The 25,473-nt window shown below is 74.6% G+C and carries 21 protein-coding genes; 17 read left to right on the top strand and 4 right to left on the bottom strand.

The genetic code is table 11. From position 1 onward, the window contains the following. Window positions 1–65: 65 nt before the first annotated feature. On the bottom strand, window positions 66–4,739 hold the full coding sequence (locus ACFYM6_RS32585) for a DEAD/DEAH box helicase (RefSeq protein WP_387281301.1): 4,674 nt from the start codon (window positions 4,737–4,739) through the stop codon (window positions 66–68). A 178-nt stretch (window positions 4,740–4,917) separates the two neighbouring features. Here ACFYM6_RS32585 and ACFYM6_RS32580 point away from each other — a divergent pair, with 178 nt between their 5' ends. The 10 genes from ACFYM6_RS32580 to ACFYM6_RS32535 all read left to right on the top strand — a co-directional run bounded on the left by ACFYM6_RS32580 (window position 4,918) and on the right by ACFYM6_RS32535 (window position 15,537). After that, entirely contained in the window at window positions 4,918–5,304 is a 387-nt protein-coding gene (locus ACFYM6_RS32580) for a hypothetical protein (RefSeq protein WP_073832625.1), read from the top strand. Window positions 5,305–5,583: 279 nt separating this feature from the next. Further along, on the top strand, window positions 5,584–8,418 hold the full coding sequence (locus tag ACFYM6_RS32575; protein ID WP_387281300.1) for a Na+/H+ antiporter subunit A: 2,835 nt from the start codon (window positions 5,584–5,586) through the stop codon (window positions 8,416–8,418). Next, entirely contained in the window at window positions 8,415–8,897 is a 483-nt protein-coding gene (locus ACFYM6_RS32570; RefSeq protein WP_387281299.1) for a Na(+)/H(+) antiporter subunit C, read from the top strand. Before ACFYM6_RS32575 ends, ACFYM6_RS32570 begins: the two co-directional genes overlap by 4 nt. Beyond that, window positions 8,894–10,402 (top strand): Na+/H+ antiporter subunit D, encoded by a 1,509-nt coding sequence (locus ACFYM6_RS32565; RefSeq protein ID WP_387281298.1) that lies wholly within the window; start codon window positions 8,894–8,896, stop codon window positions 10,400–10,402. Before ACFYM6_RS32570 ends, ACFYM6_RS32565 begins: the two co-directional genes overlap by 4 nt. Continuing rightward, the gene (locus ACFYM6_RS32560) at window positions 10,399–11,049 is read left to right on the top strand and encodes a Na+/H+ antiporter subunit E (protein ID WP_387281297.1); all 651 of its coding nucleotides are present in this window, start codon (window positions 10,399–10,401) and stop codon (window positions 11,047–11,049) included. Before ACFYM6_RS32565 ends, ACFYM6_RS32560 begins: the two co-directional genes overlap by 4 nt. Further along, window positions 11,046–11,309: a monovalent cation/H+ antiporter complex subunit F gene (locus tag ACFYM6_RS32555; RefSeq protein ID WP_387281296.1), complete on the top strand. Its 264-nt coding sequence runs from the start codon at window positions 11,046–11,048 to the stop codon at window positions 11,307–11,309. The genes ACFYM6_RS32560 and ACFYM6_RS32555 overlap by 4 nt, the downstream gene beginning before the upstream one ends. Beyond that, window positions 11,309–11,638, top strand: a complete 330-nt coding sequence (gene mnhG, locus ACFYM6_RS32550; protein ID WP_073832630.1) for a monovalent cation/H(+) antiporter subunit G — start codon at window positions 11,309–11,311, stop codon at window positions 11,636–11,638. Before ACFYM6_RS32555 ends, mnhG begins: the two co-directional genes overlap by 1 nt. 191 nt (window positions 11,639–11,829) lie before the next feature. After that, window positions 11,830–13,185 carry a hemolysin family protein gene (locus ACFYM6_RS32545; RefSeq protein ID WP_387281295.1) on the top strand — a complete coding sequence of 452 codons (1,356 nt, stop codon included), beginning with the start codon at window positions 11,830–11,832 and terminating at the stop codon, window positions 13,183–13,185. A gap of 73 nt (window positions 13,186–13,258) precedes the next feature. Continuing rightward, window positions 13,259–14,323, top strand: a complete 1,065-nt coding sequence (locus ACFYM6_RS32540; protein ID WP_387281294.1) for a hemolysin family protein — start codon at window positions 13,259–13,261, stop codon at window positions 14,321–14,323. Window positions 14,324–14,607: 284 nt separating this feature from the next. Continuing rightward, window positions 14,608–15,537, top strand: coding sequence for a sporulation protein (locus tag ACFYM6_RS32535; RefSeq protein ID WP_387281293.1), 930 nt, complete (start codon window positions 14,608–14,610; stop codon window positions 15,535–15,537). Window positions 15,538–15,626: 89 nt separating this feature from the next. Here the strand turns inward: ACFYM6_RS32535 and leuE are convergent, their stop codons facing one another. Continuing rightward, the gene (gene leuE / locus ACFYM6_RS32530) at window positions 15,627–16,295 is read right to left on the bottom strand and encodes a leucine efflux protein LeuE (protein WP_073832634.1); all 669 of its coding nucleotides are present in this window, start codon (window positions 16,293–16,295) and stop codon (window positions 15,627–15,629) included. Next, the gene (locus ACFYM6_RS32525) at window positions 16,292–17,536 is read right to left on the bottom strand and encodes a bifunctional pyridoxamine 5'-phosphate oxidase family protein/GNAT family N-acetyltransferase (RefSeq protein WP_387281292.1); all 1,245 of its coding nucleotides are present in this window, start codon (window positions 17,534–17,536) and stop codon (window positions 16,292–16,294) included. The genes leuE and ACFYM6_RS32525 overlap by 4 nt, the downstream gene beginning before the upstream one ends. A gap of 39 nt (window positions 17,537–17,575) precedes the next feature. On the opposite strand from ACFYM6_RS32525, the gene ACFYM6_RS32520 reads away from it, so the two are divergent. Together ACFYM6_RS32520 and ACFYM6_RS32515 are read left to right on the top strand one after the other, a co-directional pair. Beyond that, a complete protein-coding gene (locus ACFYM6_RS32520) occupies window positions 17,576–18,916 on the top strand; it encodes an aminotransferase class I/II-fold pyridoxal phosphate-dependent enzyme (RefSeq protein ID WP_387281291.1) in 1,341 nt (446 codons plus the stop codon). A gap of 253 nt (window positions 18,917–19,169) precedes the next feature. Further along, complete coding sequence (locus tag ACFYM6_RS32515; protein WP_387281290.1) at window positions 19,170–19,871, top strand: UdgX family uracil-DNA binding protein; 702 nt, start codon at window positions 19,170–19,172, stop codon at window positions 19,869–19,871. An 8-nt stretch (window positions 19,872–19,879) separates the two neighbouring features. Here ACFYM6_RS32515 and ACFYM6_RS32510 read toward each other — a convergent pair whose 3' ends face one another. Continuing rightward, window positions 19,880–20,533: a 4a-hydroxytetrahydrobiopterin dehydratase gene (locus tag ACFYM6_RS32510; protein ID WP_387281289.1), complete on the bottom strand. Its 654-nt coding sequence runs from the start codon at window positions 20,531–20,533 to the stop codon at window positions 19,880–19,882. A 130-nt stretch (window positions 20,534–20,663) separates the two neighbouring features. On the opposite strand from ACFYM6_RS32510, the gene ACFYM6_RS32505 reads away from it, so the two are divergent. The 5 genes from ACFYM6_RS32505 (at window position 20,664) to ACFYM6_RS32485 (ending at window position 25,382) form a co-directional block, all read left to right on the top strand. Continuing rightward, on the top strand, window positions 20,664–21,806 hold the full coding sequence (locus ACFYM6_RS32505; RefSeq protein WP_387281288.1) for an acyl-CoA dehydrogenase family protein: 1,143 nt from the start codon (window positions 20,664–20,666) through the stop codon (window positions 21,804–21,806). 74 nt (window positions 21,807–21,880) lie between these two features. Continuing rightward, window positions 21,881–23,242, top strand: coding sequence for an MFS transporter (locus ACFYM6_RS32500; protein ID WP_387281287.1), 1,362 nt, complete (start codon window positions 21,881–21,883; stop codon window positions 23,240–23,242). A gap of 3 nt (window positions 23,243–23,245) precedes the next feature. After that, window positions 23,246–23,446, top strand: a complete 201-nt coding sequence (locus ACFYM6_RS32495) for a DUF3046 domain-containing protein (protein ID WP_073832642.1) — start codon at window positions 23,246–23,248, stop codon at window positions 23,444–23,446. 185 nt (window positions 23,447–23,631) lie between these two features. After that, on the top strand, window positions 23,632–24,678 hold the full coding sequence (gene recA / locus ACFYM6_RS32490; protein ID WP_073832643.1) for a recombinase RecA: 1,047 nt from the start codon (window positions 23,632–23,634) through the stop codon (window positions 24,676–24,678). 8 nt (window positions 24,679–24,686) lie between these two features. Next, entirely contained in the window at window positions 24,687–25,382 is a 696-nt protein-coding gene (locus ACFYM6_RS32485) for a regulatory protein RecX (protein ID WP_387281286.1), read from the top strand. Window positions 25,383–25,473: the final 91 nt, after the last annotated feature.

Below are 25,473 nucleotides of genomic sequence, written 5' to 3'. Positions count from 1 at the left end.
CGGCGCCGTTCGCGCGCCCGTGCGGCTCGCCGCCGGCCGCCGGGCTTCGGCGGGAGGCGCGAGGGTCAGCCGCGCAGGCGCAGGCCGCGCGGGGTGGCTCGGAAACCGGCGGCGGTCAGCGCGTCGCGCAGCGGCGAGGAGTGCACCGCCTCGCCGTCGGCGCGCTCCACCGAGATGGCGCCGAGGGCGCCGGAGTGCACCGCGTCGGCGAGCGCCTTGCCCGCCGCAGCGAGCAGGTCGACGTCGTCGGTGAACGACAGCAGGGTCCGCCCGCCCCGCTCCACGTAGAGCACCGGCTCCCCGCCGACCAGCACGACCAGCGCGCCTGCCTTGCGTCCGGCCCGGTGCCCGGTGGCCGGCGTCGTGCCGTCGCCGGAGTCGACCACCCGTTCCGGCCACGGCAGCGCCGCGCCGTACGGGTTGGCCGGGTCGGTGGCGGCGAGCACCAGGGTCGGCCCGCCCGGGCCACGGGCGCCGTCGGCCGGGTCGGCCAGGGCGCGGATCCGGTCCACCGCCCCGGGCACCGCGAACTGGGCCGCGCCCAGCCCTTCCACGAAGTAGCCCCGGCGCGCGGCGCCGCGTTCCTCCAACGCGGACAGCACCGGGTAGACCGCGGCGAAGCCGCCGGTGACCTGCTCGGCCATGACCGCGCCCCGGGTGACCACGCCGTGCCGTTCCAGCAGCAGGTCGGCGAGGGCGGCGGCCCGCCGGGTCGGGTCGAGGTCGCGATCAGGCAGCCGGGACCAGCGGCCGGCGACGGTGGGCGGGCCGCCGCGGCTGGGCAGCGCCACCCGGCCGGGCCGGCGGTAGCGGGTGCGCGGCGCGGACGGCCGGGACCGGTGCGCGCCGCCCCCGCCGAGCACCGCCCGCAGCGGGGCGAGCGTGTCGTTGGTGAGGTGCCCGGCCCAGACCAGATCCCAGATCGCTGCCGCCAGCGCGGCGTCGTCGGTCGCGCCGATCCGGTCGGACAGGGAACGGAAGAAGAGCGCCTGCCCGTCGGCGAGCGCGCCCAGCACCGCCTCGTGCAGTGGGGTGCGGGTCAGCGCCTCGTCCGGCGGCGGGAGCAGCAGCGGCGCGGCGTCCGCGTACGCCAGGGTGATCCAGCCGTCGCCGCCGGAGATCGCCCCGGACCCGGCCCACACCACCTCCCCGCTGGCGCAGAGCTCGTCGAGCTGGGCGGGGGAGTAGTCGACGACCCGGGCGGGCAGCACCAGCCGTTCCAGCGCCGACGCCGGCACCGCGACGCCCTGCAGCTGCTCCACGGTGGCGGCGACCGCCTCCATGCCCCGGGCCGACGAACCGACCTGCTGCCAGCGGGGCAGGAACGCGGCGAGGGCGCGCGGCGGCACCGGCTCGATCTCCCGCCGCAGCGCCGCGAGGGAGCGCCGGCGCAGCAGCCGCAGCACCTCGGCGTCGCACCACTGGCTGCCGACGCTGTCCGGGGCGAACTCGCCGGAGACCACCCGCCCGGTGGCGGCGAGCCGGCGCAGCGCCTGCTCGACCACGAACACCCCGAGCCCGAACCGGGCGGCGCAGGTGGCCGCCGCGAACGGGCCGTGGGTCTTCGCGTACCGGGCGACCAGGTCACCGAGCGGGTCGGCCACCGGCGCGAGGTATGCCTCGGCCACCCCGACCGGCAGTGCCACGCCGAGCGCGTCCCGCAGCCGGGCCGCGTCCTCCACGCCCACCCAGCGTTCCTCGCCGGCGATCCGGACGCGCAGCACCCGCCGGGCCGCCGCCAGCTCGTCCAGCCAACCGGCGGGTACGCCCCGCTCGGCCAGCTCGGCGTCGCTCAGGTCGCCGACCACCCGGAGCAGCTCCACCACGTCCTCGGCGTCGCGGGGGCGGCGCTGCTCGGTGCGCCAGCGCAGCTGCCGCTCGGTCTCGGCGAGCACCGCCGGGTCGAGCAGCTCCCGCAGGTCGACCCGGCCGAGCAGCTCGCCGAGGAGCCCGGAGTCGAGGGCGAGGGCGGCGGCCCGGCGTTCGGCGAGCGGCGCGTCGCCCTCGTAGAGGAACGCGCCGACGTACCCGAAGAGCAGCGAGCGGGCGAACGGGGACGGGCGCTCGGACGCCACCTCGACCAGGCGTACCTTGCGGGCCGCCAGGTCGCGCATCAGCTCGGCGAGCGCCGGCTGGTCGAAGACGTCCTGCAGGCACTCCCGGGCGGCCTCCAGGGTGACCGGGAAGTCGGCGTACTCCCGGGCGACGTCGAGCAGCTGGGCGGCCCGCTGGCGCTGCTGCCAGAGCGGCTGCCGGCGGCGCGGGTCGCGGCGGGGCAGCAGCAGCGACCGGGCCGCGCACTCGCGGAAGCGGGCGGCGAAGAGCGCCGAGGTGCCGACGGACTCCTCGACGAGCTGGGCGATCTCGTCGGGCTCGAAGACCACCACGTCGGCGCCGGGCGGCTCGTCGGCGGTGTCCGGCAGCCGCACCACGATGCCGTCGTCGGCGGGCATCACCTGGGCGTCCACCCCGTACCGCTCGGCGAGCCGGCGGCCGATGGCGAGCGCCCAGGGGCCGTTGACCCGGGCGCCGAGCACCGAGTGCACGGCCAGCCGCCAGTCGCCGAGCTCGTCGCGGAACCGCTCGACCACCACCGTCCGGTCGTCGGGCAGCGCCCGGGTGGCCTCCTTCTGCTCCCGCAGGTACGCCATCAGGTTGCTGGCGGCCCAGTCGTCCAGCCCGCCCGCGCGCAGCGCGGCGACGGCGTCGGAGTCGCTCTGCCGCAGCAGCGCCCGGACCCGGGCGCCGATCGCCCGGCCCAGCTCGACCGGGCGGCCGAGCTGGTCGCCCTTCCAGAACGGCATCCGGGCGGCCTGCCCGGGGGCGGGGGAGACCAGCACCCGGTCGGGGGTGATCTCCTCGATCCGCCAGGACGACGAGCCGAGCAGGAAGACGTCGCCGACCCGGGACTCGTAGACCATCTCCTCGTCCAGCTCGCCGACCCGGGCGGCCCGTTCGGCGCCGGCCAGGAAGACCCCGAACAGCCCCCGGTCGGGGATGGTGCCGCCGCTGGTCACGGCGAGCCGCTGGGCGCCGGGCCGGCCGGTGAGCACGTCGGTGGCCCGGTCCCAGACCAGCCGGGGCCGCAGCTCGGCGAAGGCGGTCGACGGGTAGCGCCCGGAGAGCATGTCGAGCACGGCGTGCAGCGCCGAGTCGGGCAGCTCGGCGAAGGGGGCCGCCCGGCGGACCAGCACGGCCAGGTCGCCGAGCCGCCACGGCTCCAGGGCCACCATCGCCACGATCTGCTGGGCCAGCACGTCCAGCGGGTTGCGCGGGTAGTGCAGTTCCTCGATCGCGCCCTCGGCCATCCGCTCGGCGACCACGGTGCACGAGAGCAGGTCGCCGCGATGCTTCGGGAAGACCACGCCCCGGGAGACCGCGCCCACCTGGTGCCCGGCCCGGCCGACCCGTTGCAGGCCGGCGGCGACGCTCGGCGGGGCCTCGATCTGCACCACCAGATCGACCGCGCCCATGTCGATGCCGAGCTCCAGGCTGGAGGTGGCGACCACGGCGGGGAGCTGCCCGGACTTGAGCGCCTCCTCGATCTGCTTGCGCTCCTCGCGGGAGACGCTGCCGTGGTGGGCCCGGGCGATCACCGGTGGCGTGCCCGCCGCCGCCCCCGACTGCGCCATCACCTCGGCCGGCTGCCGGGGCGCGCGCAGCGGCCCGCGCCGCGGACCGCCGTCGGCGGCCGCCGGGCCGTCGTCCCACCCCGGCCGATCGGCTACGCCCACCGGCCGGCCGCCCTGCGCCACGTGGCCGCCGCCCGGGGCGCTTGCCGCCTCCAGCTCCTCGGCGGCCAGCTCGTTGAGCCGGGCACAGAGCCGTTCGGCGCTGCGCCGGGAGTTGGTGAAGACGATGGTCGACCGGTGCGACCGGACCAACGAGAAGACGCGCTCCTCGACGGCCGGCCAGATCGACGGCCGGCGCGGGCCGGGGCCGCCGAGATCGTCCTCCGGCGGCTCCTGCTCGTCGAGGCGGGTCAGGTCCTCCACCGGCACCTGCACGCTGACCTCGATGGTCTTGCTGCTGGCCGGCTGCACCACGTCGACCGGGCGGGCCCCGCCGAGGAAGTGGGCGCAGCCGTCGACCGGCCGGACGGTGGCGGACAGGCCGATCCGCTGTGCCGGCGCCTCCAGCAGCGCGTCGAGGCGTTCCAGGGAGAGCGCCAGGTGGGCGCCGCGCTTGGTGCCGGCGACCGCGTGCACCTCGTCGACGATGACCGTCCGTACGCCGCGCAGCGAGTCCCGGGCGGCGGAGGTGAGCAGCAGGAACAGCGACTCCGGCGTGGTGATCAGGATGTCCGGCGGGGTACGCGCGAAGGACCGGCGCTCGTCGGCCGGCGTGTCGCCGGTGCGCATGCCGACGGTGATCTCCGGCGGGGCGAGACCGAGCCGGGTGGCGGCCTGCCGGATGCCGGCCAGCGGGGCGCGCAGGTTGCGTTCCACGTCGACGGCGAGCGCCTTGAGTGGGCTGACGTAGAGCACCCGGCAGCGCTGCCGGGGCTCGGCCGGCAGCGGTTCCTTGGCCAGCCGGTCCAGTGACCAGAGGAACGCGGCCAGGGTCTTGCCGGAGCCGGTCGGGGCGACAACCAGGGCGTTGCGCCCGGCCGCGACCGACCGCCAGGCGCCGGCCTGGGCGGCGGTGGGCCGCGCGAAGGCGGCGGTGAACCACTCCCGGGTCGCCGCGCCGAAATCCGCCAACACCGCCGCGTCCCCGCCGGTCACCTCGTCCGCCACGCTCCCATCCTGCCTCGCCGATGTGACATTCGGCCCGCGGCGAGCGCTGTTCTGTCCGGCTCAGCCGCTTACGCGGCGGATGCGGCGTTGCATGCGTTAAGTCTTACTTAACTGCTTGCTCGCGCCGCGCAACATAAAGTAACTTCACTCGCAACGCAGCGTGGGGTGGAGGGCTTGGATGACCGTCGAGGAGCGAGACTCTGGGCCCGGGACCGATGTGCTGATCCGCAAGGTCGACGGCCACCTCGCCGCGCTCCGCGCCGGGCTGCACGGCCCCGAGTTGGAGCTCGCCGAGGAGCTCGCCCGGTGCCTGCGTGAGCTGGTCGTCGCCACCGCCCACTCCAGCGCCGCCGACCGGGCCCTGGTCCGCGCCGCCGTGCACTACTTCGTCCTTCGCCGGGAGAGCCGCGGCAAGCTGCTGCCGGTGCGCTCCCTGGCCGCCGCGCAGCGGGTGGTCAACAAGGCGGTCCGCCAGCTCGGCCGCCCGGACCTGCTGGTGGAGACCCGCCGGGACCGCCCCGCCCGGTCACCGGCGGTTCCCGCCGGCGACCCCGCCCTCCGCTGACCGCCCCGTCCAACCCGCCCACCCCCCGGCCCACCCAGCGGCGGGGCCCAGCCGGCGGCGAGCAGCGCGCATACGGGGGCGGCCGTTGATCAAGAAGTTTGCGTCGCCCCCGCCCCCGGATCCGGACGCAAACCTCTTGATCAACCAGACGGGCGGTCGGGTGGCCCCGCCGGGGGTGGGTGGGTTTTCGGAAAACCGCCCGAGTGGGTGCCGCTGTGACGTCTGATCGGTCGTGGCCGCAGCGTGCCGGCGTGCGCTGTTACTCGACCGGGAGTCCGCGTGCTCGTCCTGCTGATCCTGCACCTGGCGGCGGCCCTGCTCGCGCCGCTGCTGGTCCGGTGGTGGGGCCCACGCGCGTGCTACGCCCTCGCCCTCACCCCGGCCGCCGCCTTCGGCTGGGCCGTCGCGCACACCGGGGCGGTACGCCACGGCGGCGCGGTGGTCGAGACGTACCCGTGGATCGCGCAGCTCCAGCTCGACGTGGCGCTGCGGGTCACCACCCTGTCCTGGCTCATGCTGCTGCTGGTCGGCGGCGTCGGCGCACTGGTGCTGGTCTACTCCGCCCGCTACTTCCACGCCGGCTCGGCGGGCCTGGCCCGGTTCGCGGCCGTCATGGTCGCCTTCGCCGGGGCGATGGTCGGCCTGGTCGTCTCCGACGACCTGTTGCTGCTCTACGTCTTCTGGGAACTCACCACGGTCTTCTCCTACCTGCTGATCGGGCACAGCACCGAGCGGCGGTCCAGCCGCCTGGCGGCCGCCCAGGCGCTGATCGTCACCACGCTGGGCGGGCTGGCCATGCTGGTCGGCTTCCTGCTGCTCGGCCGGCACGCCGGCGGCTACCGCTGGTCACTGATCACGTCCGTGCCGCTGCCCGGCGGCGGGTACCTGGTCACGGCCGTGCTGCTCGTCCTCGCCGGGGCGCTCGCCAAGGCCGCCGTGTTCCCGTTCAGCTCCTGGCTGCCGGTGGCGATGGCGGCACCCACGCCGGTCAGCGCGTACCTGCACGCGGCGGCGATGGTGAAGGCCGGGGTGTTCCTGATCGGGTTGCTCGGCCCGGCGCTCGCCCCGGCCGGTCCGTGGCGGCCGGTCACCGTGGTCGCCGGGCTGATCACCCTGGTCGCCGGGGGCTGGGCGGCGTTGCGGCAGGACGACCTCAAGCTGCTGCTGGCGTACGGGACGGTCAGCCAGCTCGGCCTGCTCACCGTGGTGCTGGGCGCGGGCACCCCCGAGGCGGCGCTGGCCGGCGCCGCGATGCTGCTGGCGCACGCGCTGTTCAAGGCGGGGCTGTTCCTCGTCGTGGGCATCCTCGACCACAGCGCCGGCGGCCGGGACCTGCGCGAACTGTCGGGGGTGGGGCGCAGCGCGCCGCTGCTCGCCGGGATCGCCGGGCTGGCCGCCGCCTCGATGGCCGGTGTGCCGCCGCTGCTCGGCTTCGTCGCCAAGGAGGCCGTCCTCGCCGCGTTCACCGACCGGCCGCTGGTGCTCGCCGTGCTGGTCGTGGGCATCGCGTTGACCGTCGCGTACAGCATCCGCTTCCTGTGGGGGGCCTTCGCCACCCGGCCCGGCGTGCCCGACACCGAACTGGAGCGGCCCCCGGCCGCGATGCTCGTACCGCCGGCCCTGCTCGCCGTGGCCGGGCTCGCCGCCGGTCCGGCGGCCGGCTGGATCGGTGGTCTGCTCCATCCGTACGCGGCGCTCTTCGGCCCGGTGGGGGAGCACCTGGCGCTCTGGCACGGACCGACCGTCGCGCTGGGCCTCTCCGCCGCGTCCATCGGCGGCGGCGTGGTGCTGCACCTGGTCCGCGGCCGGTTGGCGCCCGCGCTGCGGCGGCTGCGCTTCCCGGTCGGCGGCAACCAGGGGTACGAGTGGATCACCCACCGGTTCGACCGGATCGCCATCGAGGTCACCAGCGTCACCCAGCGCGGCTCCCTTCCGCAGTACCTCGGCACCGTGCTGCTCGCCCTGGTGCTGGTGCCCGGCACGGCGATGCTGGTCACCCGGCCCTGGCGGAACGACATCGCCGGCTGGGCCAGCCCGGCCCAGCTCGTGGTCTGCGCGGTGATCGCGGTGGCGGCGGTGCTCGCGCTCGGCGCCAGGCGCCGGCTCACCGCGATGCTGCTGGTCGGCGTCACCGGCTACGGCACGGCGATGATGTTCGTCCTCTACGGCGCGCCCGACCTGGCGCTCACCCAGTTCCTGGTGGAGACCGCCACCATCGCGGTCTTCGTGCTGGTCCTGCGGCGCCTGCCGCCCCACTTCTCGGCCCGCCCGCTGCGCCGCAGCCGCTGGGTACGCCGCGGCATCGGGCTGGCCGCGGGGCTGGTGATGGCCGGCCTCGCCCTCGCCGCGGCCGGCGCCCGGCGGGCGCCGTCGATCTCGCTGGCCTACCCGCATCTGGCGGTCACCGAGGGCCACGGCCGCAACGTGGTCGACGTGACCCTGGTGGACATCCGGGCCTGGGACACCATGGGCGAGATCTCGGTGCTGGTGGTGACCGCGACCGGGGTGGCCAGCCTGATCTTCGAGCGGTCCCGCACCGGGCCCCGACCGCGCCGCCCCCGCCCGTCCGCGCCCCGTCGGGACCGGCGCACCGTCTGGCTGCGCGGCGGGACCACCCTGCACGAGCGCCGCCGCTCGATCGTCTTCGAGGTGGTCACCCGGCTGATCTTCCACACCGTGGTGCTGTTCTCCCTGTTCCTGCTCTTCTCCGGGCACAACGCCCCCGGCGGCGGCTTCGCCGGCGGGCTGGTCGCCAGCCTCGCGCTGGCCCTTCGCTACCTGGCCGGCGGCCGGTACGAGCTGGCCGAGGCCGCCCCGGTGGGGGCCGGCACCGTGCTCGGCGCCGGGCTGGCCGTCGCGGTCGGCGGCGGCGTGCTCTCGCTGCTGGTCACCGGCGCTGTGCTGCACAGCGTCAAGGTGAACCTCTGGGTCCCCGTGGTCGGCCACCTCCACCTGGTCACGTCGCTCTTCTTCGACATCGGCGTCTACCTGATCGTGGTCGGCCTGGTGCTGGACATCCTGCGCAGCCTCGGCGCCGAGGTGGACCGGCACATCGAGGCGGCCGGCGAGTCCGCCCCGGGGCTCGTGGTCCAGCGGGAGGGGGACCGGCCATGACGAATGTCGGGGCGGGGCCGACACTGGTCCTGGTAATCGCCGTCGGGGCGCTCGTGGCGGCCGGCGTCACGCTGCTGCTGGAGCGGAGCCTGACCCGGATCCTGCTCGGCGTCATCCTGGTCGGCAACGGGGTGAACCTGCTGATCCTGCTCGGTGGCCGGTCCGGCGGCCCGCCCCTGGCCGGCACCGGGCCGACCGGGCAGATGAGCGACGCCCTGGCGCAGGCCATGGTGCTCACCGCCGTGGTGATCACGTTCGGGCTGACCGCGTTCCTGCTCGCGGTCGCCTACCGGAGCTGGTACCTCAGCGGCGACGACGAGGTGCAGGACGACCTGGAGGACCGGCAGATCGTCCGGCTCGCCGAACGTAACGAGGTGTCCACCGCGGATCTCGGCGGCGAGGGGCCGAACAACGACCCGGAGCAGGTGGACCCGGGGCCGGCGCTGCGCCGGCTGCGCCGCCGGGGGGAACATTCATGACCCCGGCCCTGGTCCCGCTGCCGGTGGTGGTGCCGCTGCTCGGTGCCGCGCTCACCCTGATCCTGGCCAACCGGCCCCGCTGGCAGCGGACGGTGAGCGTGCTCGGCCTCGTCACCACCCTGGCGGTCGCGGTGGTGCTGCTCGTCGAGGCGTACCGGCACGGGCCGGTGGTGGTCCGGGTGGGCGGCTGGCCCCCGCCGGTCGGCATCGTGCTGGTCGCCGACCAGTTGGCCGCACTGATGCTGGTGGTCTCCTCGGCGGTGACCCTCTGCGTGCTGCTCTACTCGATCGGCCAGGGGCGCGGGGAGACCACGGAGGCGGCCCCGGTGAACATCTACCACCCGACCTACCTGGTGCTCACCGCCGGCGTGACCAACGCGTTCCTCGCCGGGGACCTGTTCAACCTCTTCGTCGGCTTCGAGATCCTGCTGGCCGCCAGCTTCGTGCTGATCACCCTCGGTGGCACCGAGACCCGGATCCGGACCGGCGCGACGTATGTGGTGGTCAGCGTCCTCTCTTCGATGATCTTCCTGGCCGCGGTGGGACTGGTGTACGCCGCCACCGGCACTCTCAACATGGCCCAGCTCGCCGGGCGGCTGGACGACCTGCCGGCCGGCGTACGCCTGGTGTTGCAGCTCATGCTGCTGCTCGCGTTCGCCATCAAGGCGGCGGTCTTCCCGGTCTCGGCCTGGCTGCCGGACAGTTACCCGACGGCGCCGGCGCCGGTCACCGCGGTCTTCGCCGGCCTGCTCACCAAGGTCGGCGTCTACGCGATCATCCGCACCGAGACCCTGCTCTTCCCCGGCGGTCAGGTCTCCGGCCTGCTCATGGTCGTGGCCGGGCTGACCATGGTGGTCGGCGTCCTCGGCGCGGTCGCCCAGTCCGACCTGAAGCGGCTCTTCTCCTTCACCCTGGTCAGCCACATCGGCTACATGATCTACGGGGTGGCGCTGAGCACCGTTGCCGGGCTCTCCGGAGCGATCTTCTACGTGGTGCACCACATCACCATCCAGACCACCCTTTTCCTGGTCGCCGGCCTGGTCGAGGAGCGGGCCGGCAGCACCGACCTGCGCCGGCTGGGCGGACTGGCCCGGATCGCCCCGCTGCTCGCCGTGCTCTTCTTCGTCCCGGCGATGAACCTGGCCGGCATCCCGCCGTTCTCCGGCTTCCTCGGCAAGCTCGGCCTGCTCCAGGCCGGGGTGGCGGCCGGCGGGGTGCTGCCCGGGGTGCTGGTCGCCGCGGGAACGGTGACCAGCCTGCTCACCCTCTACGCCGCCTCCCGGGTGTGGAACATCGCGTTCTGGCGGGCGCCCCGGCTGGCCACCAGCGCCCCGGCCGTCCGGCTGCCCGCGCTGATGGTCGGCGCGACCGCCGCCCTGGTGGCGCTCGGCGTGGCGCTGACCCTGGCCGCCGGGCCGCTGTTCCGGGTCACCGCGGACGCCGCCGGCGACCTTCGGCAACGCACCCCGTACGTCCGGGCCGTGCTGCCGGCGGGCGTCCGGTGACCGGCGCCCCGCCTCCGGGCCCGCCGGCCGACGACGGGCGCGCGGCGGACGGACCGCCGCCGGCCGACGACGGCCCGGCGGCGCCGGCCATCGGGCGCGGCGGGCGGCGCCGCGACCAGGCCGTCACGCTCGGCTGGCTGGTGGCGATCTGGCTGCTGCTCTGGGGGGACCTGTCCTGGGGAAACCTGCTCGGCGGGATCCTCGTCGGCGGGGCCGTGCTGCTGTTCTTCCCGCTCCCGCCGGTCACCTTCGGCGGCCGGCTCCGCCCCGGCGCGCTGCTGGTCCTCGCGGTCACCTTCGTCGGCGAGCTGGTCAGCGCCAGTGTCCACGTCGCCGCCATCGCCGTCCGCCCCGGCTACCGGCCGCGCGGTGCGATCATCGCGGTGCCGCTGCGGATCCGCACCGACCTCAACCTGGCGCTCACCGCCGAGCTGATCTCCCTGGTCCCGGGCACCCTGATCCTCGAGGTGGACCGTGACCACGGCGCCCTCTACGTGCACGTCCTCGACGTCCGTAGCCCGGAGGACCTGACCGACAGCCGGGAGCGGGTCCTCGCCGTCGAGCGGCGCATCGTCCGCGCCGTCGGCTCCCCGCAGGAAGTACGCCAGCTCACCGCCGAACCCGACGACCGGAGGACCAACCCGTGACCACGCTTCTCGCCGTCGCGCTGACCGCGCTGATCTCGGTCACCGCGCTGCTCGCCCTGGCCCGCATCTACCGCGGACCGTCGCTGCTCGACCGGGTCGTCGCCGCCGACCTGCTGCTCTCCACCATGCTGGCCGCGGTGGCCGTGGAGGCGGCGGTCAACCGGCACGCCACCACGCTGCCCATCCTCGTGGTGCTCTCGCTGCTCGGCTTCGTCGGTTCGGTCTCCCTGGTCCGCTTCGCCGTCCGCGAGGTCGCCTGATGGCCGCCGTCGCCGACTGGTTCGGCGCGGCCTTCCTGTTGGCCGGGGCGCTGCTCGGGCTCGCCGCCGGGATCGGCGTGCTGCGCTTCCCGGACGTGCTGGACCGGATGCACGCCGCCACCAAACCGCAGGTCCTCGGCGTGCTGCTGCTGCTCGTCGGGGTGGCGCTGCGCCTGCGTACGCCGGCGGACCTGGGGATGATCGGGCTGGTCGCGGTCTTCCAACTGACCACCGCGCCGGTCGCCGCGCAGATGATCGGGCGGGCGGCGTACCGGTCGGGCCGGGTCGACGCCGCCCTGCTCGACGCCGACGAACTGGCCGGCCGGTGAACCGGACGCGCGGAGCTGGCGGACCGGCGAACCGGACGTCGAGGAGCTTCCCGGCACCCTCAGCGGACGCACAGCCAGCGCCGATAAAATGGCCGCATGATCGACTCCTCTGCCCAGGAGGGCAGCAGTAGCCAGCCGGGTCATGCCCGGCAATCCCCAGTCCCGACGGCCCCGGGAGCCCTGAGCGTCCCGTGTTGATCCTCGTGGGACTCGTTCTCATCATCGTGCTCACCGCCGCCACCGGTTACTTCGTGGCCCAGGAGTTCGGCTACGTCGCCGTGGACCGGGGCAAGCTCAAGCAGCTCGCCGACGGGGGCGACCAGGCCGCCGCCCGGGCCCTGGAGGTGACCGGACGGCTGTCGTTCATGCTCTCCGGCGCCCAGCTCGGCATCACCGTCACCGCCCTGCTGGTCGGTTACGCCGCCGAGCCGTACCTGGGCGGCGGGCTGGCCGACCTGCTCGGCGTCGCCGGGGTCTCCACCGGGGTCGCGCTGCCGCTGTCGGTGGCGCTGGCCCTGATCATCGCCACCGTGGTGCAGATGGTCCTCGGTGAGCTGGCCCCGAAGAACCTCGCCATCGCCCGTGCCGAAACCCTGGCCCGGGCGCTGGCCCGGTCCACCCTGATCTACCTGAAGATCGCCGGACCGGTGATCACCCTCTTCGACCGGGCCGCCGTGCGGCTGCTCCGCCGGGTCGGCATCGAGCCGATCGAGGAGCTGCCCAGCGGCGCCACCCCGGAGGACCTGGAACAGATCATCGCCGAGTCCCGGGAGGAGGGGCACCTCGACGCCGCGATGTCCGATCTGCTCGACCGGGGTCTCGACTTCCGGGAACTGACCGCCGGGGAGGCCATGGTTCCCCGGGTCGACGTGCACACGGTGCGGGCCGACGAGCCGGTCAGCCGGGTCGTCGAGCTGCTTGACACCGGGCATTCCCGGTTCCCGGTCCGGGGCGCCGAGGGCGTCGACGACTTGGTCGGCGTAGTCGGCATCGCCGACGTGCTGGGGGTGCCACCGGCCGAGCGGGCCACCACCCGGGTCGAGGCGGTGGCCGTACCCCCGCTGCTGGTGCCGGAGACGCTGCCGCTGCCGACGGTGCTGGACCGGCTCCGGGTCGGGCACCGGCAGCTCGCCTGCGTGGTCGACGAGTACGGCGGTTTCGCCGGCGTGATCACGCTGGAGGACATCGCCGAGGAGCTGGTCGGGCCGATCCGCGACGAGGACGATCCGCCGGAGCGGGCCGCGGCGCGGCAGGACGACGGCTCCTGGGTGGTGCCGGCCCGCTGGCGAATCGACGAGGTCGCCGACAGCACCGGCATCGCGCTGCCCGAGGCACCCGAGTACGACACCCTCTCCGGGCTGGTGATGCGGGAGCTGGGCCGGGTGCCCGAGGTCGGCGACCGGCTGGAGATCAGCCTCGCCGTCGACGGCGAGCTGGCCGACGTCGAACCGCGCGCCCTGGTCGAGGTGCTGGCCGTGGATCGGCACGTCGCCGACTCCGTCCGGCTCCGGACGACCGTCGCCGAGCGCGGGGAGGAGGCGGCATGAGCGAGCGGAGTGAGCGAGTCGTCGGGTTCAGCGTTTCGCGTCATGACGACGCCGAGCGCAGCGAGGTGGCGGCATGACCCCCGGGTTTGCGCTGTTCTTCTCCGTGGTGCTGCTGGCGCTCAACGGCTTCTTCGTGGCCGCCGAGTTCGCCCTGGTGGCGTCCAAGCGGTACCGCCTGGAGCAGATGGCGGCCGGCGGCGGCCGGGCGGCCCGGGCGGCGCTGGACGGGGTCCGCGAGTTGAGCCTGATGCTGGCCGGTGCCCAGCTCGGCATCACGCTCTGCACCCTGGGCCTCGGTGCCCTCGCCGAGCCCGCGATCGAGCACCTGATCAGCCCGCTGCTGCACGCGGTGGGTCTGCCGGTGGCGGCCAGCCATGTGGTGGCGCTGGTGTTCGCGCTCGCCCTGGTGACCTTCCTGCACCTGGTGGTCGGCGAGATGGCCCCGAAGTCGTGGGCGATCACCGACGCGGAGCGCTCGGCCACGCTGCTGGCGCTGCCGTTCCGTGCCTTCGCCCGGGTGTCCCGCCCGGTGCTGTCCGCGCTGAACGCGCTGGCCAACGCGATCCTGCGGCTGGTCGGCGTACGCCAGCAGGACCAGCTCGCCCAGGTGCACGGCCCGGACGAGCTGCGCATCCTGCTGGAGCAGTCCCGCGAGCACGGGCTGCTCGGCGCCGAGCAGCACCAGATGCTGACCAGCATGCTGGAGCTGCAGGGCACCACGGTGGCGCAGGTGATGGAGCCGTTCGACCGGATCGTCACGGTATGCCGGGAGGACACCGCCGAGCGGATCGAGCACGTCTCGCGGGACAGCGGCCGGTCCCGGTTGGCCGTGCTCGACGCCGGCGGCGAGGTGTGCGGCCTCGTGCACGTCCGCGAGGCGGTCCGGGCGGTCACCACGGGCCGGCCGGCGACCGCGGGTGAGCTGATGACCCCGGCGTTCACGCTGCCCGCCGGGGCGTCGGTCACCGAGGCGGTGGCGGCCATGCGGGGCCGGCAGGCCCAGCTGGCGTTGGTCCGCAACGGTGGCGGCCCGACCCGGCCGATCGGCTTCGTGGCGCTGGAGGACCTGCTGGAGGAGGTCATCGGCGAGTTCGACGACGAGACCGACCCGGTGCCCCGGGGCCGCCGCCTGCGCTGACGGTCCCGTCCCACCCGTCCGGCCGTCGGGTCCCTCGGGCCCGGCGGCCGGCCCGTCCCCACGCCCCCGGGCCCGGCGGCCGGCCCGTCGGCACGCCGCTCCGGCACCCGCATCGCCGATGTGGCGGGGTCCGGAGCGGCCGGACCCCGCCACATCGCCGAGCCGGCAAGGGAAGCCGAGCGGGCAAGGGAAGCCGAGCGGGCGAGGGGAGCCAAGCCGGCGAGGCAGGCCGGGCCGGTGCGCGGGGCAGGAGTGCCCGCCCGGCGAGCGGGAATGCCGGTGGCATGCGGCTGACCGGGCTGTCGTCGGAGTCCGTCTGGACCGGGCTCTCGGTGAGCACCACCGTGACCAACGCCAGCACCCGACCGGGCCTGCGGCTGCCCGGCCGGGTGACGCTCACCGCCGGGGGCGAGGACGTGCCGGTCCGGCACCTCCGGCTCGGACTGGTCGCCCAGCTCGAGCCGGAGGATCCGGACGCGCCGCGCCGGTTGGTGCAGTACCACCAGGTGCCGGTCGCCGGCCGGTTCGTGGTGCCGGCCGGGCGCCGGCAGGCGGTCGACTTCGCCTTCCCGCTGCCCTGGGAGACCCCAGTGAACATGTTCGGCGGGGTCCCGCTGATGAGCCTGCGCCACGGGCTGCGTACCGAGGTGTCGGTCGACCCGGACCTGGATCAGGGCGCGATGGTGCCGATCTTCATCCACCCGCTCCCCGCCCAGCAGGGCATCCTCGCGGCGCTGGACATCCTCGGCTTCGTGATGCGGCAGGCGGGCCTCCAGCACGGCCGGCTGCCCGGCGTGGAGCAGACGCTGCCGTTCTACGAGCAGCTCGGCTACTGGGTGGCGCCGCTGTACGCCGGCCCGATCACCGAGCTGGAGGTGATCTTCGTGACCAACGCGGCGGGGCTGGAGGTGCTGCTTTGGATGGACCGGCGGCTCTCCCTGGCCGGAGTCACCCACCAGAGCATCAGCCGGTTCCGGGTCTGGCACGCCGGGGCCGTGCAGCGGGACTGGGTGGCCACCGTGGACGGCTGGCTGCGGCACGCGATCGACCGGCATGCGGCAGCCGCCGCGCACGCCGACTGGTCCGCCATGATCCGGGAGTCGGCGCACGTCAGCCGCCACCCGGACGAGCCCGTCCAGCCGGGCTTCGGCCTTCAGGGCACCGCCGGCGGGGGTGGCGGCATCGGGGGCGGCGGCGGTGGCGACGGCACCTGACCCGCCCCCGTGTCGGGCCGGTGCCGCCGCAGTCCACACGTCAACCGGGGACGCCTGCTATATCGCAGGCGTTGACCGGGGCCCGTTCCTTACATCGACGCGGTGGCGAGCTTGATGCTGAAGCCGAGGAACAGGGCGGCGACGGCGGTGGTGCCGCCGGCGGCCAGGCGCTGGCGACGGCGGAACTGGGCGGCCAGGAAGGTGCCCGCGAAGATCAGCGCGGTCAGGTAGAGCGCGCTGGTCACCTGGGCGATCAACCCGAGCAGCACGAACGACAGCGCCGGCCAGGCGTACCCGGGGTCGACGAACTGGATGAAGAACGAGATGAAGAAGAGGATCGCCTTCGGGTTGAGCAGGCTGATCACCAGTGCCTTCCGGAACGGACTGCGCATCGCGGCCGGCTCCGCCGCGTCGATCAGGCGCGGCGTCGCCGGGTTGTTGCGGTCGCGCCAGCGCCGCCAGGCGCCGCGCAGCATGGTCAGCCCTACGTAACCCAGGTACGCGGCGCCGGCGTACTTGACCACCAGGAAGAGCGGCGGGTACGCCTTGAGCAGCGACGCCACCCCGGCGGCGGAGAGGAACATCAGCACCGAGTCGCCGACGAACACCCCGCCGGCGGCCCGGTAGCCGGCCCGTACCCCGCGCTTGGCGGCGGTGGAGAGCACGAAGAGCGAGTTCGGCCCGGGGAGCAGCACGATGGCCACGGTCCCCAGCACGTACGTCCAGATGTCGGTGATGCCCAGCACGCCGGACATCATGACGCCACCGGTGCCGCCGGGCGAAGCCTTTCCCGCAGCGTGACCTGTGCGTTGGGCCACTCGGTGGCGAGCATGGAGTAGAGCGCGGAGTCCCGCCAGGTGCCGTCGGCGCGGCGGCGGTTGGACCGCAGCGTCCCCTCCCGGGTGGCGCCGAGCCGCTCGATGGCCCGCTGCGAGCGCTCGTTGAGGGTGCTGGTCTGCCAGGTGACCCGGATCGCGTCCAGCTCCTCGAAGGCCCGGGTGAGCAGCAGCAGCTTCGCCTCGGTGTTGATCCCGGTGCGCCACCACGCCCGGCCGAGCTGGGTGAAGCCGATCTCCAGGGTCCGTAGGCCCGGGTCGGGCTGGTAGTACGAGGTGGTGCCGACGACCGCGCCGGTGGCGGCGCATCGCTGCACCCAGGGCGTCCGGACTCCCCGTAGGTTCGCGTCCAGCGCGGCGCGGATCTGGCCGGCCGTCTCGGCCGCGTTCTGCGGCCGGGGGCTGCCGACGTACCGCCAGACCTCCGGGTCGTCGAGGGCGGCGTACAGCTCCTCGGCGTGGGACTCATCGAGCGGTTCCAGCACCACGTGCTCGCCGCGCAGCACGACGGGCTCCAGCCAGGCCGACCGGGCGGGCCGCAGGTACGCCGGCACCGGCGCGGCCACCCCGGCGGCCGGCTCGGGCACGCCGGCGGTGAGCCGCAGCGGCAGCACCCCCGCCCAGTACGGCAGGTCGAGGTCGGCCGGGTCGTCGTTGGCTCCGGCGGCCCGGGCGCGGACCGACACCTCGCGCAGCGGCAGGGCCAGCACGGCCGTCTCGGCCAGTTCGCGCCGGCTCGGCGGGCGGCTGTCGGTGCTGCGCCCGGCCGCCACCTTCTCCACCAGCGCGGTGAGCACCTCGGCCTTCTCCCGCTCGTCGGTCACCGGGCGGGCGGTGCCGTGGACGACCACCGACCGGTAGTTGGCGCTGTGGTTGAACTGGGACCGGGCGTAGACCAGCCCGTCGAGCAGGGTCACCGCGACGCAGACCGGAAGTCCGTCGCCCCGGGCGGCGAGCAGCGGCCGGCTCCCGGTGGAGCCGTGCAGGTAGAGGGTGTCGCCGATGCGGACGTGCAGGGTGGGCAGCACGCGCGGCTCGCCGTCCACGGTGAACCCCAGGGTGCAGTGGTACGCCTCGTCCAGCACGGCGTGCGCGGCGGCCTCGTCGTAGCTCATCCGGTCCCGCATGCGGGTGGCGGTGGTCCGTTCGGTCCGGGGGTACATGCGGCAGTCCCACCTTTGTTCTAGTACAATCTCTGAACTGTGGCAGCACATTATCAGATCGTCGGCTCGTCGTCGGCGGCCATTTCGGCGAGCGTGGAAAGCGGCATCCGCAGCGGCGGCCTCGCCCCGGGCGTCACCCTGCCGGCCGTCCGCGCCCTGGCCACCGAGCTGGCGGTCAGCCCGGCCACCGTGGCCAAGGCGTACCAGGAGCTGCGCCAGCGGGGCCTGGTGGTCACCGCCGGCCGGCACGGCACCCGGGTCCGACCCCGCCCACCCGTCGCCACCCGCCGCGCCGCGCTGATGCCGGCCCCGCTGCCCGGCGCCCGCAACCTCTCCGCCGGTCAGCCCGACAGCCGGCTGCTGCCGCCGCTCGGCCCGCACCTGGCCGCGCTCGCCACCGAGCTCGGCCCGCCCGGCGGGTACGCGGTCACCGCCGTCCTGCCCGAGCTGGCCGCCGCTGCCCGGGAGCGGTTCGCCGCCGACGGTGTACCGGCCGAGGAGATCACCGTGACCGGAGGCGCGCTGGACGGCATCGAGCGCCTGCTCGCCGCCCACCTGCGTCCCGGCGACGCGGTCGCGGTCGAGGACCCGGGCTGGGCCAACCTGCTCGACCTGCTCGCCGCGCTCGGGCTACGCGCCATCGGGGTGCCCGTCGATGACGACGGCCCCACCGAGCCGGGCGTCCGGGCCGCCCTCACCTCCGGGGCCCGCGCGCTGATCGTGACCAGCCGCGCCCAGAACCCGACCGGCGCCGCCGTCTCCGCCGACCGCGCCGCGGCCCTGCGTACGCTGCTCGCCGGCCGCGCCGACCTGCTGCTGATCGAGGACGACCACGCCGCCGAGCTGGCCCGCGTACCCCTGCACCCGCTCGCCGGGGCGACCCCGGCGTGGGCCTTCGTCCGGTCGGTGAGCAAGCCCTACGGTCCGGACCTGCGACTCGCGGTGCTCGCCGGCGACGAGGCCACCGTGGCCCGGGTGGCCGGCCGCGCCCGGGTGGGCGCCGGCTGGGTCTCCACCGTGCTGCAACGCCTGGTCCTGGCGCTCTGGCGCGACCCGGGCACGACGGACCTGGTGCGGCGGGCGGGGGAGAGCTACGAGCGGCGGCGGGACGGGCTGGTCGACGCGCTGGCCGCCCGGGGGCTGGCCGCCCACGGGCGGACCGGGATCAACGTCTGGGTGCCCGTGCCCGACGAGACGGTGATGGTCACCGCGCTGCGCGACGCCGGCTGGTCGGTCGCCCCCGGCGCGTTGAACCGGATCGCCGCCGCCCCCGGCGTCCGGATCACGGTCAGCCCGCTCGACGAGGCCGACCTCGTGCCCCTGGCCGACGCGGTGGCGCGGGCGGTGCGTCCCGTCGGGCCGGCCCCGTTCACCGCGTGATCCCGGCCCGGCCGATCTGCCCCGGCAATCCCGGCGGCATGGCCCGGTCGGCGACGGGTAAGACCGGCCGGGAGGTGGGTGACCGTGGCGAACAGGTCCCGCAAGGGCATCTGGATCGGGGTGGCGGTGGTGGTGATCATCCTGGTGATCATCGCGATCGCGCTGGCCTCGCGCGGTGGCGGCGGCGGGGGTGGTGGTTACTGATGTGGGCGGCACCCGGCGTCGATGACGAAACCGGTATATAAAGTCGGGCATGGCCGAGACCGAGAGCGCGCCCGGAGCGCAGGAGTTCATCCCGCCGCAGGCGGACACGATCGACCAGCTGCGCGCCGCCGCGGCCGGCTGCCAGGGCTGCGAGCTCTACCGGAACGCGTCCCAGACGGTGTTCGGCCGGGGTGACGAGAGCGCCCGGGTGGTCTTCGTCGGCGAGCAGCCCGGCGACATGGAGGACCAGAAGGGCCTGCCCTTCGTCGGCCCCGCCGGGCGGGTGCTGCGCCGCGCCGTGGACGACGCCGGCATCGACCCCGGCCACATCTACCTGACCAACGCCGTGAAGCACTTCCGATTCGAGTTGCGCGGGAAGCGGCGGATCCACCAGACGCCGGACCGGGTGCACATCACCGCCTGCCGGCCCTGGCTGGTCGCCGAGTTCGCCCGGCTCCGCCCGGAGGTCGTCGTGGTGCTCGGCGCCACCGCCGCCAAGGCGCTGCTCGGGCCGGCGTTCCGGGTGACGAAGCAGCGCGGGGAACTGCTGCCCTGGCCGGACGCCGCGCAGCGCCCGCAGGACTTCAAGCGGGTGCCGGTCGACCAGGCCGGCAAGGTGGCCGACGCCCCGGAGGCCCAGTTGCTGGCCACCATCCACCCGTCCGCCGTGCTGCGCGCGGACAACCAGGACGTGGCGTACGAGGGTCTGGTCGCGGACCTGACGGTGGCCGCCCGCGCCCTGGCCGCCTGAGGGGTCCCTCAGTCGCGTTCCTGCCAGGTGCACAGGCAGACGCGGTTGCCGTCCGGGTCGGCGAGCACCCAGAACCGCGGCGCGTTCTCGTCGCTGACGAGCGTGCCGCCGGCGGCCAGCGCGGCCTCGATGCGCGGTGCCACCTCCGCCGGGTCCACCCACACGTCCGGGTGCCAACGCTGCCGGGGTTCCGCACTACCGGACTCCTGGAACCACACGGTGGGCAGCGTGCCGGCCCGGTCGCGCAGCTCGTCGCCGAAGCCCGGTCCCGCGAGGTGCTCGGTCGCGAGCACCTCCCGCCAGAACGGCAGCACGGCGGCGAAGTCCGGGGTGTCCAGGGCGAGTTCGAGCCGGGACAAGCCGGTGTGACCCAGCGGCACGCCGGCGTCGGCGGCGATCGCGGCGATGGCCCGGGCCAGCCGGACGTCCCGGGCGGTGACCCCGCCCACGTCGTGGGACCAGAGCCGCACGTCGACGTGCGTGTAACGGAGGTCGAGATCGGGATGGTGGTCCATCCGCTCGGCCGCCGCACCGATGGCGTCGACGACCGCCAGCCCGGCGGCGAAGCTCCCCGTGGTGATCCGGGTCTGCAGGCCGCCGAGCAGGTACGTCCACCCGGCCAGTCCCTCGTCGACGATCTGCTGCCCGGTGAGCGTGCTCATCCGTCCATCCTGGCGTACCGGCCGGGCCCGGAAAAGACCACGGCGGGGCCCTTGCCGGCACCCGCGATCGCGGTGGCGCCCGGCCCCCGGGCCCTTCCCGCCCGCCCGGGTGGCGGGCAGACTCATCGCCATGGAGCAGCATCTCTACGAGCCGGTGCACGAGGAGTTCCGCGACCTGTGCCGCGAGTTCCTCGCCCGGGAAGCCGTGCCCTACCACGAGCGCTGGGAGGCCGACGGGATCGTGGACCGGGAGGTGTGGCGCAAGGCCGGCGCCGCCGGGCTGCTCGGCATGGATGTCGACGAGGCGCACGGTGGCGGCGGGCAGCACGACTTCCGGTTCAACGCGGTCCTCGACGAGGAGATCATCGCGGCCGGCTGCTCCGGCGTCGGGTTCGGCCTGCACAACGACGTGGTGGCCCCGTACCTCACCGAGCTGACCACCGCCGACCAGCGCAAGCGCTGGCTGCCGGGCTTCTGCTCCGGCGACCTGGTCACCGCGATCGCGATGAGCGAGCCGGGGGCGGGTTCCGACCTGGCGGGCGTCCGCACCAGCGCGGTCCGCGACGGCGACACCTACGTCCTCAACGGCCAGAAGACGTTCATCACCAACGGCGAGTTGGCCGACCTCGTGGTGGTGGTCGCCAAGACGGCGCCCGACCAGGGCGCGCACGGGGTGAGCCTGCTCGCGGTGGAGACCGGCACACCCGGGTTCAGCCGGGGCCGGCGGCTGGCCAAGGTGGGCCTGAAGGCCAACGACACCGCCGAACTGTTCTTCGACGACTGCCGGGTGCCGGCGGAGAACCTGATCGGCACCGAGAACCACGGCTTCTACCACCTGATGGCCAACCTGCCCCGGGAGCGGCTGAGCATCGCCGTGGCGGCGGTGGCGGCGGCGGAGAAACTGCTCGCGCTCACCCTCGACTACGCCCGCTCACGGGAGGCGTTCGGCCGGCCGATCGGGAAGTTCCAGCACAACCGGTTCCTCCTGGCCGAGTTGGACACCGAGGTCACCATCGCACGGACCTTCGTCAACCACTGCGTCGCCGAGTTCAACGCCGGCCGGCTCTCGGTGACCGACGCGGCGAAGGCCAAGTGGTGGACCACCGAGCTGCAGAACCGGGTGGCCGACCGCTGCCTGCAGCTGCACGGCGGCTACGGCTTCATGCTGGAGTACCCGGTGGCCAGGGCCTGGCTGGACGGCCGGGTGCAGACGATCTACGGCGGCACCACCGAGATCATGAAGGAGATCATCGGCCGCGGCCTCGGCCTCTAGCAGAACCTGGATGCCGGTGGCCGGCTGGCTGCGCAAGGATGGGCGGGCTTGGCACCCCTTACCTAGGAGCCCTGATGGCCACCGACCTGACCGCGCCGGCCCCACCCCGGCTCGATGTCGCCGCGATCCAGCGCCGGACCCTCCGGCTGCTCTTCGTCACCCAGATCATCGGCGGGATCGGCGTCACCATCGGCGTCGCGGTCGGCGCGCTGCTCGCCGCCCGGATCGCCGGCACCGCCGTGGCGGGCCTGGCGCAGAGCGCGGCCGTGGTCGGTGGGGCCCTGCTCGCCGTCCCGGTGACCCGGATCATGACCGGGCACGGCCGCCGGCCGGGCCTGGTGGTGGCGTACCTGGCCGGGGCGGCCGGCGGTGTGCTGGTGGTGCTCGCCGCGGTCACCCGCTGGGTGCCACTGCTCTTCCTCGGCATGCTGCTCTTCGGCGGCGGCACCGCGGCCAACCTTCAGGCGCGCTACACGGCGGTGGACCTCGCCGAGCCGGCCCGCCGGGGGCGCCAGCTCTCGTTGATCGTCTGGGCCACCACCATCGGCGCGGTGGCGGCGCCCAACTTCGCCGCGCTCGCCGACCGGACCACCGGCGGGTGGGGACTGCCGCCGCTGGCCGGCCCGTTCGCGTTCAGCGCCGCGGCGTTCGTGCTCGCCGCCGGCGTACTGACGGCTCTGCTGCGGCCCGACCCGCTGCTCACCGCCCGCCGGCTGGCGGCCGCCGACGACCCGGTGGCCGAGGTGGTCGCGGCGCCGGCCGACGGCTCCGGGTCGCAGCGCGGCGTCAGACGCGCCGAGCCGGAGTTGTCGCCAGCCCGGCGCGCTGAGGGCATGCGCGCCGCGTGGCGGGTGGTACGCGAGCGGCCCGCCGCCCGGCTCGGCATCGCGGCCGTGGCGATGGGGCACCTGGTGATGGTCGCGGTGATGTCGATGACCCCGGTTCGGCTCGGCGAGTTCCACGACGACGCCGACGTGCTGCGGGTGGTCGGCATCGTGCTGAGCCTGCACATCGCCGGCATGTACGCGCTCTCCCCGGTGGTCGGCTGGCTCACCGACCGGCTCGGCCGGCGCGCGGTGATCCTCGGCGGGATCGGGGTGCTGCTCGCCGCCTGCGCGGTCGCCGGCACGGCCGGACACCACACGCCGGAACTCTCGCTCGGTCTGGCGCTGCTCGGACTGGGCTGGTCGGGCACCATGGTTGCCGGCTCCACGCTGCTGTCCGAGTCGGTGCCCACGGACGTGCGGCCGAGCGTTCAGGGGTTGTCGGACCTGACCATGGGACTGGCCGGGGCCGGCGCTGCGGCGCTGAGTGGGTTTGTCGTACGGGTGGCCGGTTATCCGACCCTCACCCTGCTCGCGGCGATCGCGGCGGTGCCCCTGGTGGCGCTAGCGTTGCGTCCGGTGCCAGCGGGGGCGCCCGACGAGGAGGAGTGACACGTGCGGCTGACCGACTTCTGGGCGCGGCTGGAGGAGGCGTTCGGGCCGGGCTACGCGGCCAGCATCGCCAGCGACCAGGTGTTGTCCCAGCTCGGCGGGCGGACCATCGAGCAGGCCCTCGCCGCGGGTGAGGAGACGCACGTGGTGTGGCGGGCGGTGGTCGCCGCCTATCCCGACCGGGTCCCCGCGCGACTACGCTGAGCAGCCTTTTTTCCGAGTCCGCGTGTCGCTTGCCGAGTCGTACACCTGTTCGGCTATTGTCCACAGCGGGGTGCTCGTCCACAGCTCGCGGCCCGTCGGCTGGTTTTCTGTCGGACCCAGCGCCTAGCGTGTCCCGCGTGACGCGAAGCTCAGGTAAGACGCCGGCGAAGGCAGGGGTGGCAACGATGGCGGCAGGGCCGGACCGGGAGAAGGCACTCGACCTTGCTCTCGCTCAGATCGACAAGCAGTTCGGCAAGGGTTCGGTGATGCGGCTGGGGGAGCGGCCGGTCGTGCAGACCGCCGTGATCCCGACCAGCTCCATCGCGCTCGACGTCGCGCTCGGCGTGGGCGGTCTGCCCCGTGGCCGGGTCATCGAGATCTACGGCCCGGAGTCCAGCGGTAAGACCACGGTCGCCCTGCACGCGGTGGCCAACGCCCAGCGGGCGGGCGGCATCGCCGCGTTCATCGACGCCGAGCACGCGCTCGACCCGGAGTACGCGAAGGCCCTCGGCGTCGACACCGACGCCCTGCTGGTCTCCCAGCCGGACACCGGCGAGCAGGCGCTGGAGATCGCGGACATGCTGGTCCGCTCCGGCGCGCTCGACATCATCGTGATCGACTCGGTTGCCGCCCTGGTGCCGCGCGCCGAGATCGAGGGCGAGATGGGCGACAGCCACGTGGGTCTCCAGGCCCGGCTGATGAGCCAGGCGCTGCGCAAGATCACCGGTGTGCTCAACAACACCGGCACCACGGCGATCTTCATCAACCAGCTCCGCGAGAAGATCGGCGTGATGTTCGGCAGCCCGGAGACCACCACCGGTGGTCGGGCGCTGAAGTTCTACGCCTCGGTCCGGCTCGACGTGCGCCGCATCGAGAGCCTCAAGGACGGCACCGACGTGGTCGGCAACCGCACCCGGGTCAAGGTCGTGAAGAACAAGGTCGCCGCACCGTTCAAGCAGGCCGAGTTCGACATCATGTACGGCAAGGGCATCTCCCGCGAGGGGTCGCTGATCGACGTCGGCGTGGAGCAGGCGATCATCCGCAAGTCCGGCGCCTGGTACACCTACGACGGCGACCAGCTCGGCCAGGGCAAGGAAAAGGCCCGCGAGTTCCTCCGCGAGAACCCGGATGTGGCCGCCGAGATCGAGAAGAAGATCCTGGAGAAGCTCGGCGTCGGGGTCGGCGTGGGCGACGCCGCCGGTGGCCCGGAGCTGCCGCCGGTCGACTTCTGACCTGCCCCGTGGCAGGACGACGCGCCCGTACGGGGCGAGGCTGGGACGCCAGCCCGCCCCGCACGGGTGACGCCACCACACCCCGCCCTCGCCGGGGCCGCCGGGGCCGCGCCGAGGAGGCCGATCCGGAGGCCGCGCCGGCCCCGCCCCGCGACGAGGCCGAGGCGGCCCGGGAGATCTGCCTGCGGCAGCTCGCGGTCCGGCCGCGTACCCGGGCCGAGCTGGCCGGCGCCCTCGCCAAGCGGGGCATCTCCGAGGAGGTCGCCGCCCAGGTCCTCGACCGGTACGACGAGGTCGGCATCATCGACGACGCCGCCTTCGCCCGCGCCTGGGTCACCAGCAGGCATGCCGGCCGTGGGCTGGCCCGGCGGGCGCTCGCCAACGAGCTGCGCCAGCGCGGCGTCGACGGCGAGGTGGCCAGCGAGGCGCTTGGCGAGCTGGACGAGGAGACCGAGGCGGAGACCGCCCGCGCCTTGGTCGAGCGGAAGCTGCGGACCGCCCGGGGCGAGCCGGACGCGGTGTTCCGCCGCCTCGTGGGCATGCTGGCCCGCAAGGGGTACCCGCCGGGCGTGGCGATCCGGGCGGTGAAGGAGGCCCTGGCCGCGCAGAGCGCCGAGGCCGCCGAGTTTGCCGAGCACATCGACGCCGACGCGCTCGCCGAGGCCGAGCACGAACTCGACCGGGACGCCCGCACCCTCGACTGACTGTGAGGCTGGCTTGGTCGGTCTGCAGGTGATGGGCTGATGGTCGGCAGCAGTGGGCGTGACTCTTCGTCTGACTGGCTTTGTGCCTTTG

It is taken from the genome of Micromonospora sp. NPDC006431, assembly GCF_042870725.1.
Taxonomy (GTDB): domain Bacteria; phylum Actinomycetota; class Actinomycetes; order Mycobacteriales; family Micromonosporaceae; genus Micromonospora.
This window is presented reverse-complemented; position numbering and strand designations above follow the sequence as displayed.

What these genes read in the sequence shown, in the direction of transcription:
- ACFYM6_RS32580 (WP_073832625.1), top strand. Translation starts at nt 4,918, where the DNA reads ATGACCGTCGAGGAGCGAGACTCTGGGCCCGGGACCGATGTGCTGATC.
- ACFYM6_RS32570 (WP_387281299.1), top strand. Translation starts at nt 8,415, where the DNA reads ATGACGAATGTCGGGGCGGGGCCGACACTGGTCCTGGTAATCGCCGTC.
- ACFYM6_RS32565 (WP_387281298.1), top strand. Translation starts at nt 8,894, where the DNA reads ATGACCCCGGCCCTGGTCCCGCTGCCGGTGGTGGTGCCGCTGCTCGGT.
- mnhG (WP_073832630.1), top strand. Translation starts at nt 11,309, where the DNA reads ATGGCCGCCGTCGCCGACTGGTTCGGCGCGGCCTTCCTGTTGGCCGGG.
- ACFYM6_RS32540 (WP_387281294.1), top strand. Translation starts at nt 13,259, where the DNA reads ATGACCCCCGGGTTTGCGCTGTTCTTCTCCGTGGTGCTGCTGGCGCTC.
- ACFYM6_RS32535 (WP_387281293.1), top strand. Translation starts at nt 14,608, where the DNA reads ATGCGGCTGACCGGGCTGTCGTCGGAGTCCGTCTGGACCGGGCTCTCG.
- leuE (WP_073832634.1), bottom strand. Translation starts at nt 16,295, where the DNA reads ATGATGTCCGGCGTGCTGGGCATCACCGACATCTGGACGTACGTGCTG.
- ACFYM6_RS32525 (WP_387281292.1), bottom strand. Translation starts at nt 17,536, where the DNA reads ATGTACCCCCGGACCGAACGGACCACCGCCACCCGCATGCGGGACCGG.
- ACFYM6_RS32515 (WP_387281290.1), top strand. Translation starts at nt 19,170, where the DNA reads ATGGCCGAGACCGAGAGCGCGCCCGGAGCGCAGGAGTTCATCCCGCCG.
- ACFYM6_RS32510 (WP_387281289.1), bottom strand. Translation starts at nt 20,533, where the DNA reads ATGAGCACGCTCACCGGGCAGCAGATCGTCGACGAGGGACTGGCCGGG.
- ACFYM6_RS32505 (WP_387281288.1), top strand. Translation starts at nt 20,664, where the DNA reads ATGGAGCAGCATCTCTACGAGCCGGTGCACGAGGAGTTCCGCGACCTG.
- ACFYM6_RS32500 (WP_387281287.1), top strand. Translation starts at nt 21,881, where the DNA reads ATGGCCACCGACCTGACCGCGCCGGCCCCACCCCGGCTCGATGTCGCC.
- recA (WP_073832643.1), top strand. Translation starts at nt 23,632, where the DNA reads ATGGCGGCAGGGCCGGACCGGGAGAAGGCACTCGACCTTGCTCTCGCT.